Here is a 20,528-nt window from a genome sequence, read left to right as displayed (position 1 = left end):
CCCCCATGGGAGAACTCGGCTCCGTTCCGATCCCCGCTGACCGGTCCCCCAAGGGCATCGGGCCATGACAACCGACGGGACGACGATGTTTCGCCGCCCAGGTTCCGAATGTTACGGCTCACAAGCGCCCGGCGTGCGACGAATCTGCCTCGGCCCCAGCGTATCTCGGCGGTAGCCAAAAACAAACCAACCGGTTTTCGATAACTTCCCCTATTCGCCCCCGGAAGGGGTTCGTTGCTGGTTCCCCGGGCCATCGGCCGTTGTATACAGAAACAACCTTTCTGTTCCGAAGCGTTTGCCCGATAGCTGTTGGAACACTGGGGATTTCGGGGGCGAAAACCGACCGGAACTCGCGGGAAAGTCCTCGTGGTCTCACCGTGACCCTGCCGAAAGGTGTTGTAACGTAAGCGAGGTCGACGTCGACGCACTCTTTCGTTCGGCGGTTCCGCCGACGATTTCCGGCTCGGCGAAAGGTGGGGAATTCCTCGTGCGGTGCCGCCTGTGCGATTCCGATGATCTGGTGAGCGTGCTCGACCTCGGGGCCACCCCGCCCTGTGAGAAGTTCCTGACCGCGGCCGAACTCGACCTCCCCGAGGCGACCTTCCCGCTGCATCTGCGGCTGTGCGCGAAATGCCTGCTGCTGCAACTGCCTCCGCTCATCACGCCGGAGGAGACGTTCACCGAGTACGCCTACTTCTCCTCCTACTCCGACAGCTGGGTGCGGCACGCGCGCGCCTTCGTCGGCCGCGCGATCGCCGAACTCGGCCTGGGCGCGGACTCTTTCGTGGTCGAGGTGGCCAGCAACGACGGGTATCTGCTCCAGCACGTGGCCGCCGCGGGCATCCGCTGCCTGGGCGTCGAACCCTCGGTGAACGTGGGCGCGGCCGCCCGGGACCGGGGCGTGCCCACCCGGACCGCGTTCCTCACCGAGGACCTGGCCCGGGAGATCCGCGCCGAGCACGGACCGGCGAATCTGGTGGTGGCCAACAACGTCTACGCGCACGTCCCGGATCTGCTCGGCTTCACCCGCGCGCTGCGCGACCTGGTCGCCGACGACGGCTGGGTCACCATCGAGGTGCATCACGCGCTGAATCTGGTGCGGCTGGGCCAGTTCGACACCGTCTACCACGAACACTTCCAGTACTACACCGTGTTGTCGGCCCAGCGCGCCCTCGCCACGGCGGGGCTGACCGTCGTCGACGCGGAAACGCTGCCCACGCACGGCGGTTCGCTGCGGTTGTGGGCGCGCCCGGATCCGGTCGCGCGGGTGCGCCCGAGCGTGGCCGAACTCCTGCGGGCCGAGGCCGCGGCCGGATTACACGATGTCGCGGGCTATTCCGAGCTGCGGCCGCGCGCCGAACGGGTCCGCGCCGAGCTGCTGCGCTTCCTGCTGGACTGTCGCGCCGACGGCCGCCGCGCGGTCGGCTACGGTGCGCCCGGCAAGGGCAACACCCTGCTCAACTACTGCGGTATCCGCCCGGATCTGTTGTCCTACACCGTCGATCGCAATCCGTACAAGCACGGCCGCTATACCCCCGGCACCCGCATCCCGATCCATCCGCCCGAACGCCTCGACGCGGACCGGCCGGACGTGGTGGTGGTGCTGCCGTGGAATCTCGAGGCCGAGATCACCGCCCAGCTGCGCCACGTCGGCGACTGGGGCGGGGAGCTGATCTATCCGCTGCCCACACTGCATCGGGCGCGCACAGCAGGGAGTCACTCGTGAAGGTCGTTCTGTTCTGCGGCGGCTACGGCATGCGCATGCGCGGCGGGGCCGAGGATCCGGTGCCCAAGCCGATGCAGCTGGTGGGCCCGCGCCCGCTGATCTGGCACGTGATGCGCTACTACGCGCACTACGGCCACAAGGATTTCGTGCTGTGCCTGGGCTACGGCGCCAACCACATCAAGAACTTCTTCCTGACCTATCAGGAGTCGGTGTCCAACGATTTCGTCATCCGCGACGGCAAGGTCGAACTGCTGGCCTCCGACATCAGCGACTGGACGATCACCTTCGTCGACACCGGACTGGAATCGGCCATCGGCGAACGACTTCGGCGGGTGCGCGAGCATCTGGCCGGGGAACGGTACTTCCTCGCCAACTACGCCGACGTGCTCACCGACGCGCCGCTGGACGAGATGATCGACAAATGTGTGGCCGCCGACGCGGCCGCCTCCATGATGATCGTCCCCCCGCAGTCGTCGTTCCACTGCGTGGACGTGAATTCCGCGGGCGGCGTGGAGCGCATCACCCCGGTGTCGCGGCTGCCGATCTGGGAGAACGGCGGCTATTTCGTGCTCGGCCAGGAGATCTTCGACCTGCTGCCGCCGGGCGGGGATCTGGTCGAGGACGTGTGCGGCGCGCTCGCCGCCCAGGGACGGCTGATCGGCTATCAGCACCTGGGCTTCTGGAAACCCGCCGACACCTTCAAGGAACGCGCCGAACTCGACGCCGCCTACCACTCCGGGCGGCGGCCGTGGATGGTGTGGGAGCGCGACGGGGCGCCGTGCTGACCCTGCGCGGCGAGGTCCGCGAGATCGCGCTGCTGGGCGCGCACTGCGACGATCTGGCGATCGGCGCGGGCGGCACCCTGCTCGTCCTCGCCGAGGCGACGCCGGGGCTGCGAGTGCGCGCGCTGGTGTTGTGCGGCGGCGGCACCGACCGCGCGGACGAGGAACGGGCCGCGCTCGAAGCGTTCTGTCCCGCAAGCGATCTCGACCTGACCGTGGCCTCGTTCCCGGACGGGCGCACGCCCGCGCACTGGGCCGAGGTGAAGGCCGCGGTGGCCGCGTTCGCCCGCGGCTGCGCGCCGGATCTGGTGTTCGCGCCCCAGCCCGGCGACGCCCATCAGGACCATCGGTTGCTGGCCGAGCTCGCGCCCACCGAATTCCGCGACCATCTGGTGCTCGGCTACGAGATCCTCAAATGGGAGACCGATACGCCGCGGCCCACGCTGTTCCATCCGCTGCCCGAACCCGTCGCGGTGCGCAAGGCGGAGCTGCTGTCGAAACACTATCCCTCGCAACAGGACAGGGATTGGTTCGACGGCGAGTCCTTCCTCGGCCTGGCCCGGCTTCGCGGGGTGCAGTGCCGCGCCCGGTACGCCGAGGCGTTCGTGGTCGACAAGGCCGCCGTCGTCTTCGGAGGTGTGTGAAATGCGGGTACTGCTCACCGGACATCAGGGGTATCTCGGCACGGTCATGGCCCCGGTGCTGGTCGCCGCCGGGCACGAGGTGACCGGCCTGGACGTCGGCTGGTTCGCCGACTGCGTGCTGGGCGAGGCCCCGCCCGATCCGCCGGGGCTCAGCGTGGATCTGCGCGAGGTGACCGCCGATCAGCTCGCCGGATTCGACGCGGTGGTGCATCTGGCGGCGCTGTCGAACGACCCGCTGGGCGCGCTGGCCCCGCGGATCACCTACGACATCAACTATCACGCCTCGGTGCGGCTGGCCCGCCTCGCCAAGGCGGCCGGGGTGCGCCGATTCCTGTATGCCAGTACGTGTTCGGTGTACGGCGCGGCCGGGTCCGAGCTGGTCGGCGAGGACGCGCCGCTGCGACCGCTGACCCCGTACGCGGAGAGCAAGGTGCGCGTGGAGGACGATGTGGCCGCGCTCGCCGACGCCGATTTCTGCCCGGTGTTCCTGCGCAACGCGACCGCGTTCGGCTTCTCGCCGCGGCCGCGCGCCGATATCGTGCTCAACAATCTGGTCGGGTACGCGGTGCTCACCGGGCAGGTGCGGGTGCTGTCGGACGGCACGCCGTGGCGGCCGCTGGTGCACGCCGCCGATATCGCGGACGCCTTCGCGGCCTGTCTCACCGCGCCCGCGGCGCGAATCTCCGCGCGCGCCTACAACGTCGGCGACGAGTCGAACAATCTGACCGTCGCGCAGATCGCGGCGGCCGTGGTGGCGGCGGTCCCGGGTTCGGAACTGGTGATCACCGGGGAGACCGGGGCCGACCCGCGCTCGTACCGGGTCGATTTCGCCCGCGCCCGTACCGAATTGGGGTTCGCCGCGCGCTGGAGCGTCGCGGCGGGCGCGGCGGAACTGGCCCGGGAGTACCGCGCGCGGGGGCTCACCGCCGCCGATTTCGCCGAGCGCTTCACCCGGCTGGCCCGGCTGCGCGAACGCAAATCCGCGGGCGCGCTGGACGATTCGCTGCGCCGCGTCACGATCGGGGCGTGAGGTGCGGCGAGGCGAGGAGTTCGGCCCAGCTTCCGGCGGCCCGGTCCCGCTCCGACATCACGCTGACCGGGAGCGGCCAGGCGATGCCCAGGTCCGGGTCGTCGTGGGCGACGGCGAGGTCCTCGGCCGGGTCGTGCGGGCGGTCGATGCGGTAGCACACGTCGGCGACGTCGGTGAGCGCCTGGAATCCGTGCAGGAAACCGGGGGGCACGTACAGGTGCCGGAAGTCGTTGTCGTCCAACAGGAACGCCTGGGCGCGGCCGAAGGTCGGCGACTGCGGCCGGATGTCGACGAGCACGTCGTGCACCGCGCCGTGCGCGCACCGCACGAGCTTGGCCTCGCCGCGCCCGGATCGGCCGTGCAGTCCCCGGACCACGCCGCGCACCGAGCGCGACTGCGAGTCCTGGACGAAGGCGGCGGCCGCGCCGGGTCGCCCGAGGTGGGCGTCGAACTCGACCGCGTCGAAGGTGCGGGTGAACAGCCCGCGCGCGTCGCGATGCGGCCGCGGGATCAGGACCAGCACGTCGGCCAGGTCGGCGGATTCGATGCGCACGGGGACATGGTGTCATGAGCCGCGGGTGCCGCGCGTGCGGGTCCGATCGGCTCACCGAGGTGCTCGATCTCGGGAAAATGCCTGCGGCCGACCACTTTCCGAGCGGCGGAACGGCGGAAGACGATCCGCTCTACCCGCTCGCCATGGTGCTGTGCGAGCGGTGCGGGCTGGCGCAGCTGGCCGAGGACGACACCGTCACCGACGAACCGCGCGGAGTGGAGCCGCGGGCGCTGCGGGAGCAGGCCGTCGACGCGGTCACCCGGATCGCCGCCACCGGCATCCTGCGCGACCGCACGGTCCGCGAGTTCGGCAGTCCGCACGGCGGCACCTGGCTGCCGCTGCTCGCGGCGCACGGCGGCGTCGAGAGTCCGGACGCGACGGCGGATGTGGTGGTGGACGGCTTCGGGCTCATGCACGCCCCCGATCAGCGCGCCGCGGCCGCCGAACGCGCGGCCGCGCTGCGCCCGGGCGGGGTGCTGTTGGTCCAGTTCCATCGGCTCGGCGCGATCCTCGCCCAGGGTCAGTGGAACGCGTTGCGGCACGGGCATTTCGCGTACTACTCGCTGACCGCGCTCACCAGGCTGCTGGCGGGGGCGGGCCTGCGCCCGGCGACGGCGTGGGAGTTCGACCTCTACGGCGGCACGGTCCTGGCGGCGTTCGTGCCGTGGCGGGCCGCGCCCGACGCGCGGGTGCGCCGCGTCCTCGATGCCGAGACCGGGCTCACCGATCCGGCCGTGCTGTCGCGATTGCAGGCCGAGGCCGACCGGCAGGCCGAGCACCTGCGGTGCTGGCTCGAGCGCGAGGCCGCGGCGGGTCGCCGCGTCCACGCCTACGGCGCGGCCTCGCGCGCGGTGGCGTTGTTCGCTCGCGCCGGGCTGCGGCGGTCGCTGCTGGCCGGGGTGGCCGACGCCGCCCCCGCCAAGCGGGGCCGCCGGATGCCCGGCACCGACATCCCGATCATCGGACCGGCGGAACTGGTTGCGGCGCAACCCGATCGGGTCCTGCTCACGCTGCCGGATCTGGCGCGCGAGGTCGACGCGGCGCTGCCCGCGCTGCGCGGCCGATGGGTGACGGAGGTCCCGCGCCCGCCGTGACGCGCGGACGCGCAGGGTGCTCGACGGACGGGGCCGCACCGCGACCGGTGCGGGAGGAACAGTCGGTACGGACCGGCAGCAACTTTCGGCGCGGCGGCACAACGCGCCCGAGGATGAGGGAGTCGGAACATGAACTACAGCAAGCACACCCGCGCCACCGCGCGGACCACAGCCGCCGCCGTCGCCGCCACCTTCGGCGTGCTCGCGGGGCTCGGGACCGCATCGGCCGGGGTGGACGGCGTCGCGGGCATCGTCGATCACGGTCAGCGCACCGTGGAGGCCATCTCCGAGGACACCCGCATCGATTTCGTGGCCCCGCTGGACGGCAATCCGCTGACCCGCGAGTGGTTCCACAACGGGCGGGCCAGCTACCGTGTGTCGGGGCCCGGGGCCGAGAACTGGCACGGGCACATCACGATCGGGTACATGGTCGGCTATCCGGCCACGCTCAACGGAAAGATCAGATTCCAATATCAGACGCCCGGACTGGAATTGGAACTCGGCAACGATCCCAAGCTCGACGTGTTCGATCTGATCCCCCGGGTCGGCGTCGAGGTGGAGGCCGGATTCGGGCCGGGCATCCAGACCATCGAATGCGCGGGCGGCGACATCTCCGGCACCGAGGGTTTCGTGCAGATGTCCGGCTTCCACGGCACGGTCACCGGGGTGCTCGGGACCACCACCATCCGGCCGTTCGTGAAGGTCGTCGGCGCCAGCGGTGACACCGTGATCACCTACGGGCCGACCTCGTCGATCTGAGCGCGTCCGCCGACCGGATCCGCAGCCGTTCCAGCGCCTGGCGCACCAGGCGCAGATCCCCGGCCAGCACGTCGGAAACCGCGATCAGGTCCGGATATTCGCGGCCCAGCCGGTGGTGGAAGCGGGCCATCTCGGTGAGCTTGGACACCGTGGAGGTGTTGCTGCACAGGTTGAACGAGGAGTTGCGCCAGGCGGCGAGGATGGTCGGCATCCCGTAGAACAGCCCGAATTCGCAGACCCGGGCGAACAGGTCCACGTCCATCGGGAACACCAGATCGCCCCGGAAACCGCCCGCGCGTTCGAAATCGCGGCGGCGGAACATCGCCGCCGCGGTCGGCCCGAAGTCGGCCGGGCCGCGCCGCACGATCGTGCGCATGAGCGCCCCGGCCGGTTGCGGGCCGAGCAGGCCGGGCAGGCCCAGATCGGTCTCCTCCACCGCGCCGGACTCGTCGATGACCTCGAATTTGGCGGCGGCGCAGGCGATCTCGCGATCGGCCAGGAGGTCGACCTGCGCCTTCAGCGCGCCGGGCAGCAGGATGTCGTCGGCGCAGACGACCTTGACCAGCTCGCCCGAGGACAGCGCGACCGCCTTGTTCCAGTTCTCCCCGATGGGCAGCAGACGGTCGTTGTGGTGCGGGTGCACGCGGTGGTCGTCGAAGGAGTGCGCGATCTCGGCGGTGGCGTCGGTGCTGGCGTTGTCGAGCACGGCGACCTCGAAGTCCAGGTCCTGGTCGAGGATCGAGCGCAGCGTTGTCTCGAGGGTGCGGGCGGCGTTGTAGGCCGGTACGCAGATCGACAGGGTCGTCATAGCTCCCCCTGGGCGGGTGCGATGGTCGGTTCGTCCGCCACGAGCCCGAAGACGCGGTCCAGGGCGCGGCGGCCCGCGGCGATCTGGTCCTCGGCCTTGCGCCACAACGGTTCCCGGAGTTCGGGCGCGCGCTGCCATTGGCGGCGGACGGCCTCGGTGAGCGCCGCGTCGAGGCCGTCGCCGCGCAGGTCGACCACCTCCAGTCCGGTGCCGAACATCTCGGCGAGGCCGTGGAACTTGTCGTCGTAGTAGCGCGAGGCGGTGACGCCCACGGCCGGAACCCCTTGGGCGAGCGCGAAGACCGCGAGATGGTAGGCGCTGGTCACCACGACGCGGCAGCGCGAGACCTGGCGGGCCACGTCGGCGGCGCTCGCGCCGCGCCCGGCCGGTCGGCGCACCCGCGGGGCGCCCGCGAGCAGCGGCAGGGTGCAGCGACGGTCCTCGGAGTCGTACTCGGAGATGATGAGCGGGGCCAGGGGCGCGCCGAATTCGGCCGACAGGCCCCGCACCCGTGACCCGAGCACCGTCCGGGCGTGGTCGCTCACCCGCGCGTAATCGGCCACGCGCAAACAGATTCCGAGATCGCCGCCGAGGTCGTCGGGACGCAGCCGATAGGCCAGTTCCACCGCGTCGTCCCCGGTGACCAGGACGCGTTCGGGCGCGACGCCCAGATCGGCGAGCAGGGCCGGGCCACGGCGGCCCTCCCGCAGCGCGATGAGCCCGACGCCGGGCAGGACCCGCGCGGCGAGGTCGAGCAGCGCCGGATCCTCCAGCGGACCGATGCCCTGCCCGATCATGGCGGTCGGAATGCCTTGCGATTGCGCGTATTCCAGCAGCGTCAGGGTGCGGCGGGCCTGGTAACGGTCGACGTCGGTGAGGTATCCGCCGCCCTGCGCGAGCACCAGCGAGGCGTCGGCCGCCGCGGCGGGCAACGACGGCAGGCTCGGCTCGAGGTCCGCGGCGACCGCCTTCCGACGCAGCGCGCGCACCCGCGACTTGGGCCCGTCGGTGGCCGCCCGCCACCGCAACACGGCCGCCCCCACCGGCCGATCCCACGGACTCCGCTCCGGCCAGTGCCCGCCCCCGCCCAGACAGATCGGCTCCGCCTCCGGCACCACCGCCCGCAGAATCCGCGGCTGATCGGTGAGCACCCCGATCCGCGCCCCCGCCCACCGCTCCCGCAACCGCTCCACGGTGACCGCCATCATGGCGATATCCCCCCGATTGCGCAGCCAGTACTCCCCGTTCTCGACCAGGACCCGGATCTCCCCGTCCCCGGGCCGCGCACCGAACTTCCCCACTGTGTAGTTCCCTCCGCACGTCCGGACACCGCCGGTTGATCGGTCATTCCATCGCACCACGCCACCGATCGTTACGCAACGACCCCAAAACCCTTCCGCACCAACATGGTTCCGGTCGGTATGGTCGCTCGGGCGGTCCGGCCCGCGTCGATCCGCGTTTCCGGCCCGGGTGTCCTACACTGACTGACGGACGGAAGTCCGTGTCACGGGCGGGGCCGGGGCAATCCATCGACTCAGGAATTGTATGGTAGGGCTGCGCGTGCACATGACCGGGGCGGAATGGTTTTCCGCGAGTCCCGGGGGGTTGAATCGGTATTTCACCGATCTGTTCGGGGCGCTGCGCGGGATGGATGATATTCGGGTCACCGCAACGGCTTTCGGGGACGCGCCGGAGGGCGGGCGGAGCTGGGGGGCGACCGGGGGGACGACCCTGGCACGCGGGCGGCGCGCATTTCTCGACCGGATGGAAATATCGCGGGAAACGATCGTGGATCGCCATTTCTGTTTGTACGGCCCACCGGCCCCGGGACCGCTCGTGGTCCATTTCCACGGGCCGTGGGCGCGGGAGAGCCGGGCGGCCGGGGAATCCGGGCGTGCGGTGCGCGCGAAATATCTCCTCGAACGGCTGCGCTACGCCCGCGCCGACCGGTTCGTGGTGTTGTCGAACCGCTTTCGCGATCTGCTCGCCGCCGACTACCGGGTGCCCGCCGAGCGGATCGCCGTCATCGCGCCCGGGGTGGACCTCGACCGGTTCCCCATCCCCGAACCGCCCCCGGCCGACGCCGCCCCGCTCGTGCTGTGCGTGCGCCGCCTCGAACGCCGCATGGGCATCGACGTCCTGCTGCGCGCCTGGCCCGGTGTGACCGCGCGCCACCCCGAGGCGCGGCTGCTCATCGTCGGAACCGGCACGGCCGCAGCCGAATTGGGCGCGTGCGCCGCCCACGACGACACGATCACCTTCGCCGGCCGCGTCGACGACGACGAATTGACCCGCCTCTACGCCCGCGCCGCCTGCACGGTGGTGCCCTCGCGCGCCCTCGAGGGCTTCGGGCTCATCGCGCTGGAATCGCTCGCCGCGGGGCGCGCCCCGATCGTCACCGACTGCGGCGGCCTGCCCGACTCCGTGCGCGGACTCGACCCGTCGCTGATCGTGCCCCCCGACGACGCCGAGGCGCTCGCCGACCGCCTGACCGCCGCCCTCGACGGCCCCCTGCCCACCGCGAAACAGTGCCGCGCGCACGCGGAATCGTTCACCTGGACCCGCGCCGCGCGCGCCCACCTCGCCCTCTACCGCGAGCTGGCGGCATGAGAGCGGTCTTCCTCGCGCACACCGCGGTCCCGTCCGGGGCCGAACTGGCCATGCTCCGCCTGGTGTCCGCGCTGCGCGCCCACCTCGACCCGGCGGTCGTGTACACCGCCGACGGCCCGATGGTCGCGCGCACCCGCGAGCGCGGCATCGAAACCCGGCTGCTGCGAAACGATTTCGACAGCCGAACGATGACCATCGCGACGGCGAGCCCCCGGCGGCTGCTCGCCGGGGGTCTCGCGCTGCTGCGCGTGGGCTGGCGGGCCGGCGCCGCGGTACGGGAACTGGAGGGCACGGTGCTGGTCGCGCAGAGCACGAAGGCGCTGCTCATGGGGGCGGTCGCCGCCCGCCGCGCCCGCGTGCCGCTGGTGTGGCAGGTGCACGACCGCGTCGCCGCGGACTACTTCGGCCGCGCCCTCGCCCCGCTCATCCGGCTGCTCGGCTGGCTGCTCGCGCACGCCTACCTCGCCAACAGCCGCGCCACCCTCGCCACCCTGCACACCTGGCGACGCCCGGCCGCCGTCGCCTACCCCGGCCTCGAACCCCGACCGCCCCGCCCCCGAGCCGCCCAGCGCCCGCCCGCCGACACCGTGGTGGCGATGGTCGGTAGGCTCGCGCCCTGGAAGGGCCAGGACCTGTTCCTGCGCGCGGTCGCGGACGCGAAAACCGTTCCGCGCCACATCCTTCTGATCGGCGGCGCGTTCTTCGACGAGGAGCCCTACCACGCCGAACTCGAACGCCTCGCCGCCGACCTCGCGCTGCCGGTGACCTTCACCGGGCACGTCGACGATCCGGAGGACCGGCTGCGCCAGGCCGACATCCTCGTGCACTGCTCGGTGCTGCCCGAGCCGTTCGGTCAGGTCGTCGCCGAGGGCATGCGGGCGGGCTGCGCGGTGATCGCGACCCGCCCCGGCGGCCCGGCCGAGATCGTCGAACACGGCCGCAGCGGCCTGCTCGTCCCCGCCGGTGACCGTGCCGCGCTCACCGCGGCCCTCGACACCCTCATCCACGACCCCGGAACGCGCGCCGAGCTCGCCGACGCCGCCCAGCTGCGCGCGCGCCGTTTCGACATCGCCGAGTCGGCCCGCACCGTGGCGGCGCTGCTGGGCTCGGTACGGCGAAAGTGAGTGCGGCATGACCGAATCCGATGAGACCGGGCCTCGCCCGCGACCGGTCAAGCACGGCCCGCTGGCCGTGCTGCGCGACATCGGCTACGTGAGTTTCGGCAAGTACGGCCAGTACGTCATCACCGTGGTCACGCTGCCGCTCATCGCACGCCAGCTCGGCACGCACGGCGTGGGCCTGCTGGCGATCGGCATGTCGGCGTACTTCATCGGCTCGCTCGCGGTGGATCTGGGTATCACCTCGTTCCTCGCGGCCAAGGTGCACGACGACGACACCGGCGCCGACATCGCGCGGCTGCGCGGCACCTACTTCGCCATCCGCGCCACCACCCTGACCGTGCTCGGGGTGGCGTTGCTGGTGAGCCTCGCCGCCGGGGTGCGGCCGCCGCTGCACATGATCCTGCTGGGCCTGTTCGCCGGTGGCGTGTGGTCGATCTCGGAGGACTGGCTGCTCATCGGGCAGGGCCGGTTCGGGGCGTCCACCCTGTATCAGGGCATCGGCCGGGTCGGCTATCTGGCGCTGCTGGTGGTGCTGCTGCCGCGGCTGCCCAGCGCGTCCACCGCGATGCTGTGCCTGCTGTTGTCGTCGCTGGTGACCGTCGCGCTCACCTGGTGGGACGCGTTGCGCACCTTCGGGATTCCGGGGCGGCCGGGGCGGTTCGGGCAGGTGCTGCGGATCGGCGCGCCGGTGGTGACGTCGCGGGCGCTGGTCACCAGCTACGGCCAGGGGTCGGCGGCGGTGTACGCCGCGGTCCTCGACGCCGCCTCGCTGGGCCTGTACTCGGCGGGCGACCGGCTGGTGCGCGCCATCCAATCCCTGCTCGACCCCATCGGTTTCGCGTTGCTGCCGCGCATGGCCCGCCGCAGCGCCGACGAATCGTTCTGGCGGCACTCGATCCGCTCGCTGGGCGCGTGCGTCTCGGCGGCGGTGCTCGCGGTGCTGGGCGTGTGGCTGGCCGCGCCGCTGTTGATCCACATCATGTTCGGCGGCGCGTTCACCGGGGCGGTGCCGCTGCTGCGGCTCGAGGTGCTGATCCTGCCCGCGACGACGATCACCTCGTTCGTCACCACCGCCGTGCTGCCGGTCCGGCAGGACACCGTCGGCGTGCTCGTCGGGGCGGTGATCGGCACGGCCGTGGCGGCGGGCGCGCTGACGATCGCCGTGCACACCCATTCGGTGTGGACGCTGGTGTACGGCACCCTGTGCGCGGAGATCTCGGTCGCGCTGTGGTATCTCGTCCGGATGCGGTGGCTGGTGCTCCGCGAACGCGCGGCCCGCGACGCCGCACCCGAAACCCCGGCCGTGCTGGCGCTCGAGGCGGACGCGACGTGAGAATCCTGTATCTGGGCGATGATTGGGTCGGCAGCAACGCGCGCTCGCTCGCCGACGGATTCCGCGCGGCCGGGCACGAGGTGCTCGTCGTCGACACCACCGCGGTCACCCTCCCGGCCCGGCTGTCCCCGGCCTGGACCTACGCCAAGGCCACCGGCCGCCGCGCCCCCTGGGACGTGGCCGCCGTCCACGACGAAATCGACGCGCTCGCACGGGATTTCGCGCCCGATATGCTGTTCGCGTTCAAATCCGTCCATCTCGACCAGGCCCGGCTGCTGTCGGTCCCGGCGGCGCTGCGCGTGCACTACAGCCCCGACGACGTGGCCAATCCGGAGAACACCAGCGCCGAATACCTGGCGCGCGAATCGGAGTGGGATCTGATCGTCACCACCAAGCGGCACAACGTCCCCGAACTGCGCGAGCGCGGCGCGCGAGCGGTCGCCTACGTCGCCAGCGCCTACGATCCCGCCTGGCACCACCCCTGCGCGCGGCGCGGCGGGGAACGCTTCCTCGCCGGATTCATCGGCGCGCGGCGACCCGACCGCACCGGCCTGCTGGTCGATCTGGCCCGCGCGCACGGCGACGATTTCGTCGTCTACGGTCCGGGCTGGCGGCGGGTCGCGCCGCTGCGCCGCACCCGCGCGGCGGTGCGCGGACCCGTGTACGGGGAACGGTTCTCCCTCGCGGTGGCCGCGGTGACCGCCAATCTGGTGCTGCTCAACTCCGCCAACCGCGACACCCACACCTGCCGCAGCTACGAAATCCCCGCCGCCGGTGGGCTTTTCGTCGGCGAGCGCACCGCCGAGCACGCCGAACTGCTCACCGAGGGCAGCGAATGCTTCCTGTTCTCCTCCCCCGCCGAACTGCGGGAGATCCTCGACCGCTGCGCGCGCCGCCCCGACGAGGCCGCCAAGGTCGCCGAGGCCGGGTATCGCCGCATCGTCACCGGGGCGAACAGCTACCTCGATCGCGCCCGCGAGATCGTTCATGCGATCGGGTAACGACCGGCGGGTTCGCGCGGACATACGGGTGATGAAGGACACCCGGTGACGGGCGCCGCGCCGCCCCAAGTAGCCTCGGTCGCAGGCGCGTTGGCCGTGATCGTGCTCGCGGCCCTGTGGCTGCCCGGCCCGATCCGGGTCGTCCTGATCGCCCAGACCGCGCACTGGTCGCTGTCCTACGTCGCCCGGCCGGTGGTGCTGCTGTGGGTGCGGCCCGAACCGCACTTCGGCGACAACCTGCCCGATCCGCGGCTGGCCGCGCTCGGCTACGACCCCGGCATCGCCACGGTGCTGCGGCCGGTGGCGTTCGGGCTGTGGGTGTACGCCGCGCTGATCGTCGGCTACGCGCTGTGGGCGCGGTCCCGGCGCGGCGTCGAACAGCCGCCGCATCGGCCCATCCCGTTCGCGGAGGATCGCACGTTCCGCCAGACGCTCGTCGTCGTCTACGCCCTCGGCACGCTCGGCCGCCTGGCCGCGGTCGCCACCGGAACCAACGGGCGCGCGGGCGAATTGGAGAGCCCCAACGCGGTGCTCAACCTGATCGGCATCCTCGCCACCATCGGCGCGGTCGGCCTGATCGTCTATCTGCGCACCGACCGCACCCGCGACACCGTGCTCATCCTCGGCGCGCTGACCCTGGGCGAGCTGCTGTGGACCGCGGCCACCCAGTCCAAGACCCCGATCATGGGCGCCGCGCTCGCGATCGCCGTGCGCTGCGCCATGACCGGCTGGACGCGCGCCAATCTCACGGCGGTGCTGGCGATCGCCGCGCTCGGCCTCGGCGGGTTCGGCTGGTTGCAGTCGCTCAAGGCCGACGCCGCCACGAAAGCCGAAGCGGCCGTGACGGATTCGTCCTACCCGCCGGTGGTGCACCCGTTCCTGAGCCTGCTGCGCCGCTTCGACGGACTCGAGGCCGCCACCGACGCCTACTACGCCGGGCCGGGGTCGTGGCTCACGCCCGGCGAGGTGGTCTCGCACGCGGCGCAGAGCCTGGTGCCGTCGCAGCTGCTGGGCGCGGAGAAGTTCCGGTCCGGCGCGGAGTGGGCGATGCGGGTGCGCGGGCAGTCGACCGATATGAGCCAGGTCTCGGTGTCGCTGGCCGAGGGCAATATCAACGAGGGGTACGTGCTCGGCGGCTACGGCGGTGTGGTGCTGGGGGTTTCGGTGACCTTCCTGTTGCTGCTGTTGTGGACGCGCTCGCTGTACAGCCGGATGGTGCCGCTGCCGGTGTTCGCGCTCGCGCTGATCGAGGTGCCGGTGCTGTTCGAGCGGGGGATGCTCGGCACCGTGGAGACCGTCGGGAAATACCTCCAGGCCATGGTGTTGGTCTGGATCACATATCTGCTGGTGGGTGAGTACCGGCGCCAGGTGGCCGGGGAATCGAGGACCGCGCAATGGGTTTGAGCGATCTGTGGCGGCTGGCCGGGCGGCGCTGGCCCGTCATCGCGCTGGCCGTCCTGGTCTGTGTGGGCGCCGCCTACGGCTACGCCCAAAGCCAGACCGCCACCTACACCGCGTCGAGCACGTGTTACGTGTCGATGGCGACGGGCACCTCGGTCAACGACTCGTATCAGGGCGGGCTCGCGGCCCAGCAACGGGTGCGCTCGTACCTGGAACTGGTCACCAGCCAGACCGTCGCGCAACGCGTGAAAGATCAACTGGGACTGACGATTTCGGCGGAAACCCTGCGCGGCCGGATCACCGCGGTCGCGCCGCCCGCCACCACCCTGATCGTGGTGTCGGCGACCGATCGCACCCCCGACGGCGCGCGCCGCATCACCGACGAGGTGGTGTCCCAGTTCCGGCATCTGGTCGACCAATTGGAGACCATCCAGTCCGACGCGGCCCCCGCCGCCCGCGTCGCCGTCGTCGACCGAGCGCAGATGCCCAGCGGCCCCAACGGCCCGCAGACCACCCGCCTGCTGGCGCTCGGCCTGCTGGGCGGGCTCGTACTCGGCGGCCTCGGCGCGCTCGCCCTCGACCGGCTCGATCGGCGGCTGCGCACCTCGACCCAGGTCGAGCAGATCGTGCCGGTGCCGATCCTGAGCATCATCGACGACGGAAAGCCCAGCGCCGCGGGCGAATTGCGGCGTCTGCGAATGCGACTGGCCGACGAACCCGATTTCCGGGTGCTGCTGACCTCGCTGTCGCCGCATTCGGAACCGGATGTGGCGATCGGGCTGGCCCGCGCCCTGGCCGACGCGGGCCGCCGGGTGGTGCTGGTGGACGCCGACACCACCGGCGAGGGCAGCTCCACCCGCATGCCCGCGACCGTCGGCGCGGGACTGTCGGAGCTGCTGCGCCGCTCCACGCCGCTGGACAACGCCATCACCTACTGGCCCGAGGTCGGGGTGAGCGCGCTGCCGCTGGGCGTGCCGGATCTGCGCACCCCGGATCTGCTGTCCTCGGAACGGTTCGGCGAGATCATGGCGAAGCTGTGCACCGACTACGACCACGTCGTGGTGGAGGCCGCGCCGGTGCCGGTGGCCGCGGACGCGCTCGCGCTGGCGCGGCGCTGCGACATCACCATCGGGATCGTCGAACTCGGCGGCACCGAAGGGCAGTTGCGCGGCGCGCTCGCCACCCTCGGACCCGACCGGCTGACCGGTGTGGTGGTGTTCGCTCCCCAGCGCGACGCGTTGCGGAACCTACTGTCCGCCTTCGGGGCTCGCCGATGACGCCGACCGGTCCGCTCGCCAGGCGGCGCATGCTCGCCGCGACGCTCGGGGCCGCGGCGGCCGGATCGCTGGCGGCGTGTTCCGGCGACGATCCCGATCCGCGACCGGGTTTCCGCTCCCCGCACGTCGGGGAGGCGCCCTCGGCGCGCAATGTCCGCGATTTCGGGGCGGTCGGCGACGGCAAGGCCGACGACACCGCCGCCCTCGCCCGCGCCGCCGCGGTCGGGGACCGGCCGCTGGTGCTGTATCTGCCGTCGGGGCAGTACCGGGTCAGCAAGTTCCCCGAATTACCGGACTACGCAACGGTTCTCGGGGACGGGGCCGACGTGAGCACCGTCTTCTACGACGGCGACGCGACCCTGATCGAGTTGCGCAAACGGCAGCGGGTGCGGTTCGTGCGGCTCGGGTGCTTTCTCACCGGTGAGCACGCGACGGCGGTGACGCTGACCGAGTGTTTCCGCTGCACCTTCGATCAGGTGGTGTTGCGCGGCAATCACCTCGCCGAGAACTTCCCCCGCTACGCCGAGCAGCGCGGCGTGGTGCTCGAGGCCAACACCGGCGGCACCACGTTCCTCGACTGCGACATCAACAACTTCGGCTACGGGCTGGTGACGTCGTGCATCCAGAACTACGTCACCGCCAGCAAGTTCACCAACAACCGGGTCGGCGTGCGCGGCATCGGCGGCGACCACAACGCCGGGCTCGCTGTGTCGAACGTCGAATTCGTCTCCGACAACGATCCGCGCACCACCGACCGGCATGTCGTGGTGGACGGGCCCGCGAACGACTGGTGGTTCACCAATGTGTGGTTCGAGGGGGCCGACACCGCGCTGGCCATCGGCACCGAGGCCGGGGGGCCCGCGCAGTTCGGCATGGTGAACTGCAAGGTCGCCGCGCGCGGAACGGGCTTGCAGCTCAACCATTGTCGCCAGCCGTATCTCGCGAACGTGCAGTTCGATCCGGATCTGGACGCGCCACCCATCGAGATACGCATCGATCCGCGCGGCTGTCCGGAGGGCACGGCGATCAATCTGATCTCCGGATCGCACGACGAGGTGGATCCGCGGGCGTTCCCCGAGGGCTGGCACGTCATCGGGCGCGGGCGGGTGCGCGGCGCGCGGTACGTCGGGACGATGCTGGTGCAGTCCGGCGGCCCCGACACCGACATCGTGCAGATGCAGGATCAGGCGGGCGGGGTGGTGTCGGCGGTGCTGCCCAGCGGGGCGTGGCTGTCGGATCGCCCCGAAGGCGGTGTGGTGCTGAAGGATCCGGCGGGCGGCTACTGGCGGCTGTCGGTCGGCACCGACGGCGTGGTCAAGACCGCCCCGCTCGGCAAACAGCGGCCGCGGACATGACCGCCCGCCCGCTGGGCCCGGCCCGACTCGGCGGATCCCGCGTGCTCATCCGCCCGCCCCGCCTCGACGACCACGCCGCGTGGCGGCGCATCCGGCTGCGCGACGCGGAACTGATCGAACCGTTCTGGTACAGCTCCCCCGACCCGTGGCCGGACCGGCACACCGAGACGCAATGGATCCGGGAATACCTCGTCGCCACCGCCGAGGCCCGCCGCGGCCGCCGAGTCGCCGGCGTGATCGAGGTCGACGGTGCCTTCGCCGGCCAGTGCGAACTCGTCGCCGTCGACTCCCACACCCGCACAGCCGAATTGAGCATCTGGATCGATTCCCGCCACGCCCGCCGCGGCCTCGGCGGCCTAGCCGCCGCCCTCATGCTCGACCACGGCTTCGCCACCCTGGCCCTCGACCGAATCGTCGCCCCCATCTGCCCCGCCAACACCCCCGCCACCCGCGGCGCGAAGGGCCTCGGCTTCATCCGCGAGGCCCTCATGTCCCACTACTTCGACGTCGGCGGCACCCGCCGCGACCACGCCCTCTGGGCCCTGACCCGAGCCGACATCCCCCCGAACGGCTTCGCGCACAATTGGATTCACCGCGTCAGCGAAAAGAACGCCACCCCCGGCGCGGCCCCATCGGGCACAACCGCGCAACCCGGTGACAACCTCGGGTCCGAGGCCCCCCATCTCTCGGCGGCCACGTCAGCCGGAGATGGCCAACCATACAACGGACCCGGACCCTCAGCGACCGCACGGCCCGGTGACGGCATCGGGGTCGAAGCGCCCGGTCCCTCGGCGGCCATGCCAGCCGGAGACGGCCAACCGTTCGACGGACGCCGACCCTCGGGGACCGCGCACCTCGGAGACGGTCGCGCGTGCGAGGCCCTCGAGCCTTCGGTGATCGCGAGGTCCGGAGACGGCCACATGGGCGAGACGCCCGGTCCCTCCGTGGCGGTGCCAGCGGGAGACGGCCCCATGGGTCAGGGGACGGAATCCTTTGCGGCTGCGCGACTCTGGGATGGCCGCGTTGTCGAGACCGGCGGGACCATGCTGGCGGCGAGGCCCGCGCTCGACGGCTCGTCGCGGTGGCACCGCGACGAGGGCAGCGCCGGGGTCGGGCGTTGGCGGCGGCGGGTGATGGTCGCCTATCTCGCGGGGCGGTTGGTTGCCGGGCGGGTGCGGCGGCGGATGGTGCCGATGCGCGGGGCGTGTTCGGTTCGGCTCGGGGTGCCCGGGTATGGCGGGGCGGTGGTGCGCGGGCGGCGGTTCGCGGATGGGGGGCGGCGGACGGCGGGGCCGGGTGAGGGGGCTTGGTGGCGTGAATTCGCCCGTAGCCGGGGGGGTTTGCGATCGCCGGGTGGGCTGGTGTTGGTGCTCGAGGTCGACGGGCGCTGGGCCGGGGAGTTCCGGCTGTTCGATCTGGACATGTTCGACCGCAATGCCCGGCTGCACGCCTGGGCCGACTCCGCTCGCGCCGACATCGGTGTCCGCACGGCGGCTACCCGGGTGGTGCTGGAGCACGCCTTCCACACCCTCGGGCTGTACCGGGTGGCGACCGAGATCGACGCCGCCGACACCGAGTCCGCCGCGGTCGCCGCCTGCGCGGGACTGCGGGAGGAGGGAATCATGCGCAACCATCACGGACCCACCGGCCGCCGCGCCGACCACACGCTGTGGGCGTCCACCGTCGCCTCCCCGGGGCGGCCCTGATGCGAGAGTTCCACCGCAGCAACGCGATTCAGGCCCGCCTGCACGACCTGGTCCCCGGCGGCGCGCACACCTACGCCCGCGGTTCGGACCAGTACCCGGAGTTCATGACCCCGATCCTGGTGCGCGGCGACGGCGCGCGCGTGTGGGACGCCGACGGCAACGCCTACATCGAATACGGCATGGGCCTGCGCTCGGTCACCCTCGGCCACGGCTACGCCCCGGTGGTCGAGGCGGTGACGGCCGCGATCGCCGGGGGCGTGAACTTCTCTCGCCCGACGGAACTGGAACTGGCGGCCGCCGAGGACTTTCTCGCGCTGGTCCCCGGCGCGGATATGGTGAAGTTCGCCAAGAACGGCTCCGACGCCACCACCGCGGCGGTGCGGCTGGCCCGCGCGGTCACCGGCCGCGAAACCGTCGCCGTGTGCGCCCAGCCGTTCTTCTCGGTCGACGACTGGTTCATCGGCACCACGGAGATGAACGCGGGCATCCCCCCGACCGCCACGGTCCGCTTCCCCTACAACGATCCCGAAGCCCTTGCCGCCGTGCTGGATTCGGGCACGATCGCGTGCGTGGTGATGGAGGCGGCCACCGCCCTCGCCGAGCCCGAACCCGGATACCTGACCACCGTGCGCGAGCTGTGCGACCGCGCCGGGACGCTGCTGGTGTTCGACGAGATGATCACCGGCTTCCGCTGGTCGACGGGCGGCGCGCAACAGGTGTACGGTGTCACCCCCGACCTGTCGTGCTGGGGCAAGGCCATGGGCAACGGCTTCCCGATCTCCGCGCTGGCCGGGCGGCGAGAGTTCATGGAGCTGGGCGGTTTACGCGCCGAACGCGACCGCGTCTTCCTGCTGTCGACCACCCACGGCCCCGAGACCGCCTCGCTGGCCGCCTTCCGCGCGGTCGTCGCCGCCTACGCCGAGACCGATCCCATCGGCCGCATGGAACACGCGGGCCGCCGCCTCGCCGACGGCGTGAACAAGATCGCCGCCGAACTCGGCATCGGCGACCGGCTCGAGGTCGTCGGCCGCCCCTCCTGCCTGATCTTCCTCACCCGCGATCAGCGGGGACGGCCGTCCCAGCCCTACCGCACCCTGTTCCTCCAGGAACTGCTCGAGCGCGGCGTGCTCGGCCAATCGTTCGTCACCTCCGCGGCGCACACCGACGCCGAGATCGACGAAACCCTCGCCGCCTGCCGCCCGGCCGCCGAAACGTATTGCCGCGCTTTGGAATCCGGTACCGTCGAGGGACTCCTGCGCGGCCGACCGGTGGCTCCCGCCCTGCGCCGCCACGCCGCGCCGCGCGCACTCCGCCGGGAGGCGTGAGCC

Annotated in this window: 18 protein-coding genes; 15 read left to right on the top strand and 3 right to left on the bottom strand. The window is 71.8% G+C overall.

Translation table 11 applies throughout. The features are described 5' to 3' along the window. Positions 1-487: 487 nt before the first annotated feature. From ACFYTQ_RS15205 to ACFYTQ_RS15190, 4 genes are read left to right on the top strand one after another with little or no spacing between them, the layout of a single operon-like run. Positions 488-1,726, top strand: a complete 1,239-nt coding sequence (locus ACFYTQ_RS15205) for a methyltransferase domain-containing protein (protein ID WP_387360916.1) — start codon at positions 488-490, stop codon at positions 1,724-1,726. Further along, positions 1,723-2,511, top strand: a complete 789-nt coding sequence (locus ACFYTQ_RS15200; RefSeq protein WP_387360914.1) for a glucose-1-phosphate cytidylyltransferase — start codon at positions 1,723-1,725, stop codon at positions 2,509-2,511. The genes ACFYTQ_RS15205 and ACFYTQ_RS15200 overlap by 4 nt, the downstream gene beginning before the upstream one ends. After that, positions 2,475-3,152 carry a PIG-L deacetylase family protein gene (locus ACFYTQ_RS15195; RefSeq protein ID WP_387360912.1) on the top strand — a complete coding sequence of 226 codons (678 nt, stop codon included), beginning with the start codon at positions 2,475-2,477 and terminating at the stop codon, positions 3,150-3,152. The genes ACFYTQ_RS15200 and ACFYTQ_RS15195 overlap by 37 nt, the downstream gene beginning before the upstream one ends. A 1-nt stretch (position 3,153) precedes the next feature. Next, positions 3,154-4,182: an NAD-dependent epimerase/dehydratase family protein gene (locus ACFYTQ_RS15190; RefSeq protein WP_387360910.1), complete on the top strand. Its 1,029-nt coding sequence runs from the start codon at positions 3,154-3,156 to the stop codon at positions 4,180-4,182. On the opposite strand, the gene rfbC is transcribed toward ACFYTQ_RS15190, so the two are convergent. Continuing rightward, positions 4,166-4,735: a dTDP-4-dehydrorhamnose 3,5-epimerase gene (rfbC, locus tag ACFYTQ_RS15185; RefSeq protein ID WP_387360908.1), complete on the bottom strand. Its 570-nt coding sequence runs from the start codon at positions 4,733-4,735 to the stop codon at positions 4,166-4,168. The genes ACFYTQ_RS15190 and rfbC overlap by 17 nt on opposite strands. Positions 4,736-4,749: 14 nt before the next feature. On the opposite strand from rfbC, the gene ACFYTQ_RS15180 reads away from it, so the two are divergent. Together ACFYTQ_RS15180 and ACFYTQ_RS15175 are read left to right on the top strand one after the other, a co-directional pair. Further along, complete coding sequence (locus ACFYTQ_RS15180; protein WP_387360906.1) at positions 4,750-5,829, top strand: class I SAM-dependent methyltransferase; 1,080 nt, start codon at positions 4,750-4,752, stop codon at positions 5,827-5,829. Between the two features lie 129 nt (positions 5,830-5,958). Beyond that, entirely contained in the window at positions 5,959-6,588 is a 630-nt protein-coding gene (locus ACFYTQ_RS15175) for an MspA family porin (RefSeq protein WP_387360904.1), read from the top strand. Here ACFYTQ_RS15175 and ACFYTQ_RS15170 read toward each other — a convergent pair. Both ACFYTQ_RS15170 and ACFYTQ_RS15165 read right to left on the bottom strand, forming a co-directional pair. Next, positions 6,560-7,396, bottom strand: a complete 837-nt coding sequence (locus ACFYTQ_RS15170; RefSeq protein WP_387360902.1) for a glycosyltransferase — start codon at positions 7,394-7,396, stop codon at positions 6,560-6,562. The genes ACFYTQ_RS15175 and ACFYTQ_RS15170 overlap by 29 nt on opposite strands. Next, the gene (locus tag ACFYTQ_RS15165; RefSeq protein ID WP_387360900.1) at positions 7,393-8,697 is read right to left on the bottom strand and encodes a polysaccharide pyruvyl transferase family protein; all 1,305 of its coding nucleotides are present in this window, start codon (positions 8,695-8,697) and stop codon (positions 7,393-7,395) included. Before ACFYTQ_RS15165 ends, ACFYTQ_RS15170 begins: the two co-directional genes overlap by 4 nt. A gap of 265 nt (positions 8,698-8,962) precedes the next feature. Between ACFYTQ_RS15165 and ACFYTQ_RS15160 the strand changes: the two genes are divergently transcribed. The 9 genes from ACFYTQ_RS15160 to ACFYTQ_RS15120 are packed head-to-tail and all read left to right on the top strand — an operon-like array spanning position 8,963 to position 20,525. After that, on the top strand, positions 8,963-10,006 hold the full coding sequence (locus ACFYTQ_RS15160) for a glycosyltransferase family 4 protein (protein WP_387361310.1): 1,044 nt from the start codon (positions 8,963-8,965) through the stop codon (positions 10,004-10,006). Continuing rightward, a complete protein-coding gene (locus tag ACFYTQ_RS15155) occupies positions 10,003-11,130 on the top strand; it encodes a glycosyltransferase family 4 protein (RefSeq protein WP_387360899.1) in 1,128 nt (375 codons plus the stop codon). The genes ACFYTQ_RS15160 and ACFYTQ_RS15155 overlap by 4 nt, the downstream gene beginning before the upstream one ends. A 7-nt stretch (positions 11,131-11,137) precedes the next feature. Further along, positions 11,138-12,460, top strand: a complete 1,323-nt coding sequence (locus ACFYTQ_RS15150) for a lipopolysaccharide biosynthesis protein (protein WP_387360897.1) — start codon at positions 11,138-11,140, stop codon at positions 12,458-12,460. Beyond that, complete coding sequence (locus ACFYTQ_RS15145) at positions 12,457-13,461, top strand: glycosyltransferase (RefSeq protein WP_387360895.1); 1,005 nt, start codon at positions 12,457-12,459, stop codon at positions 13,459-13,461. Before ACFYTQ_RS15150 ends, ACFYTQ_RS15145 begins: the two co-directional genes overlap by 4 nt. A 45-nt stretch (positions 13,462-13,506) precedes the next feature. Continuing rightward, a complete protein-coding gene (locus ACFYTQ_RS15140) occupies positions 13,507-14,865 on the top strand; it encodes a hypothetical protein (protein WP_387360893.1) in 1,359 nt (452 codons plus the stop codon). After that, complete coding sequence (locus ACFYTQ_RS15135; RefSeq protein ID WP_387360891.1) at positions 14,856-16,139, top strand: Wzz/FepE/Etk N-terminal domain-containing protein; 1,284 nt, start codon at positions 14,856-14,858, stop codon at positions 16,137-16,139. The genes ACFYTQ_RS15140 and ACFYTQ_RS15135 overlap by 10 nt, the downstream gene beginning before the upstream one ends. Next, entirely contained in the window at positions 16,136-17,494 is a 1,359-nt protein-coding gene (locus ACFYTQ_RS15130; RefSeq protein WP_387360889.1) for a glycosyl hydrolase family 28-related protein, read from the top strand. Before ACFYTQ_RS15135 ends, ACFYTQ_RS15130 begins: the two co-directional genes overlap by 4 nt. Next, the gene (locus ACFYTQ_RS15125) at positions 17,491-19,200 is read left to right on the top strand and encodes a GNAT family N-acetyltransferase (RefSeq protein WP_387360887.1); all 1,710 of its coding nucleotides are present in this window, start codon (positions 17,491-17,493) and stop codon (positions 19,198-19,200) included. Before ACFYTQ_RS15130 ends, ACFYTQ_RS15125 begins: the two co-directional genes overlap by 4 nt. Further along, positions 19,200-20,525, top strand: a complete 1,326-nt coding sequence (locus ACFYTQ_RS15120) for a glutamate-1-semialdehyde 2,1-aminomutase (protein ID WP_387360885.1) — start codon at positions 19,200-19,202, stop codon at positions 20,523-20,525. The genes ACFYTQ_RS15125 and ACFYTQ_RS15120 overlap by 1 nt, the downstream gene beginning before the upstream one ends. The last annotated feature ends 3 nt before the right edge of the window (positions 20,526-20,528 follow it).

Source organism: Nocardia sp. NPDC004068, assembly GCF_042874315.1.
Lineage (GTDB): Bacteria > Actinomycetota > Actinomycetes > Mycobacteriales > Mycobacteriaceae > Nocardia.
This window is presented reverse-complemented; position numbering and strand designations above follow the sequence as displayed.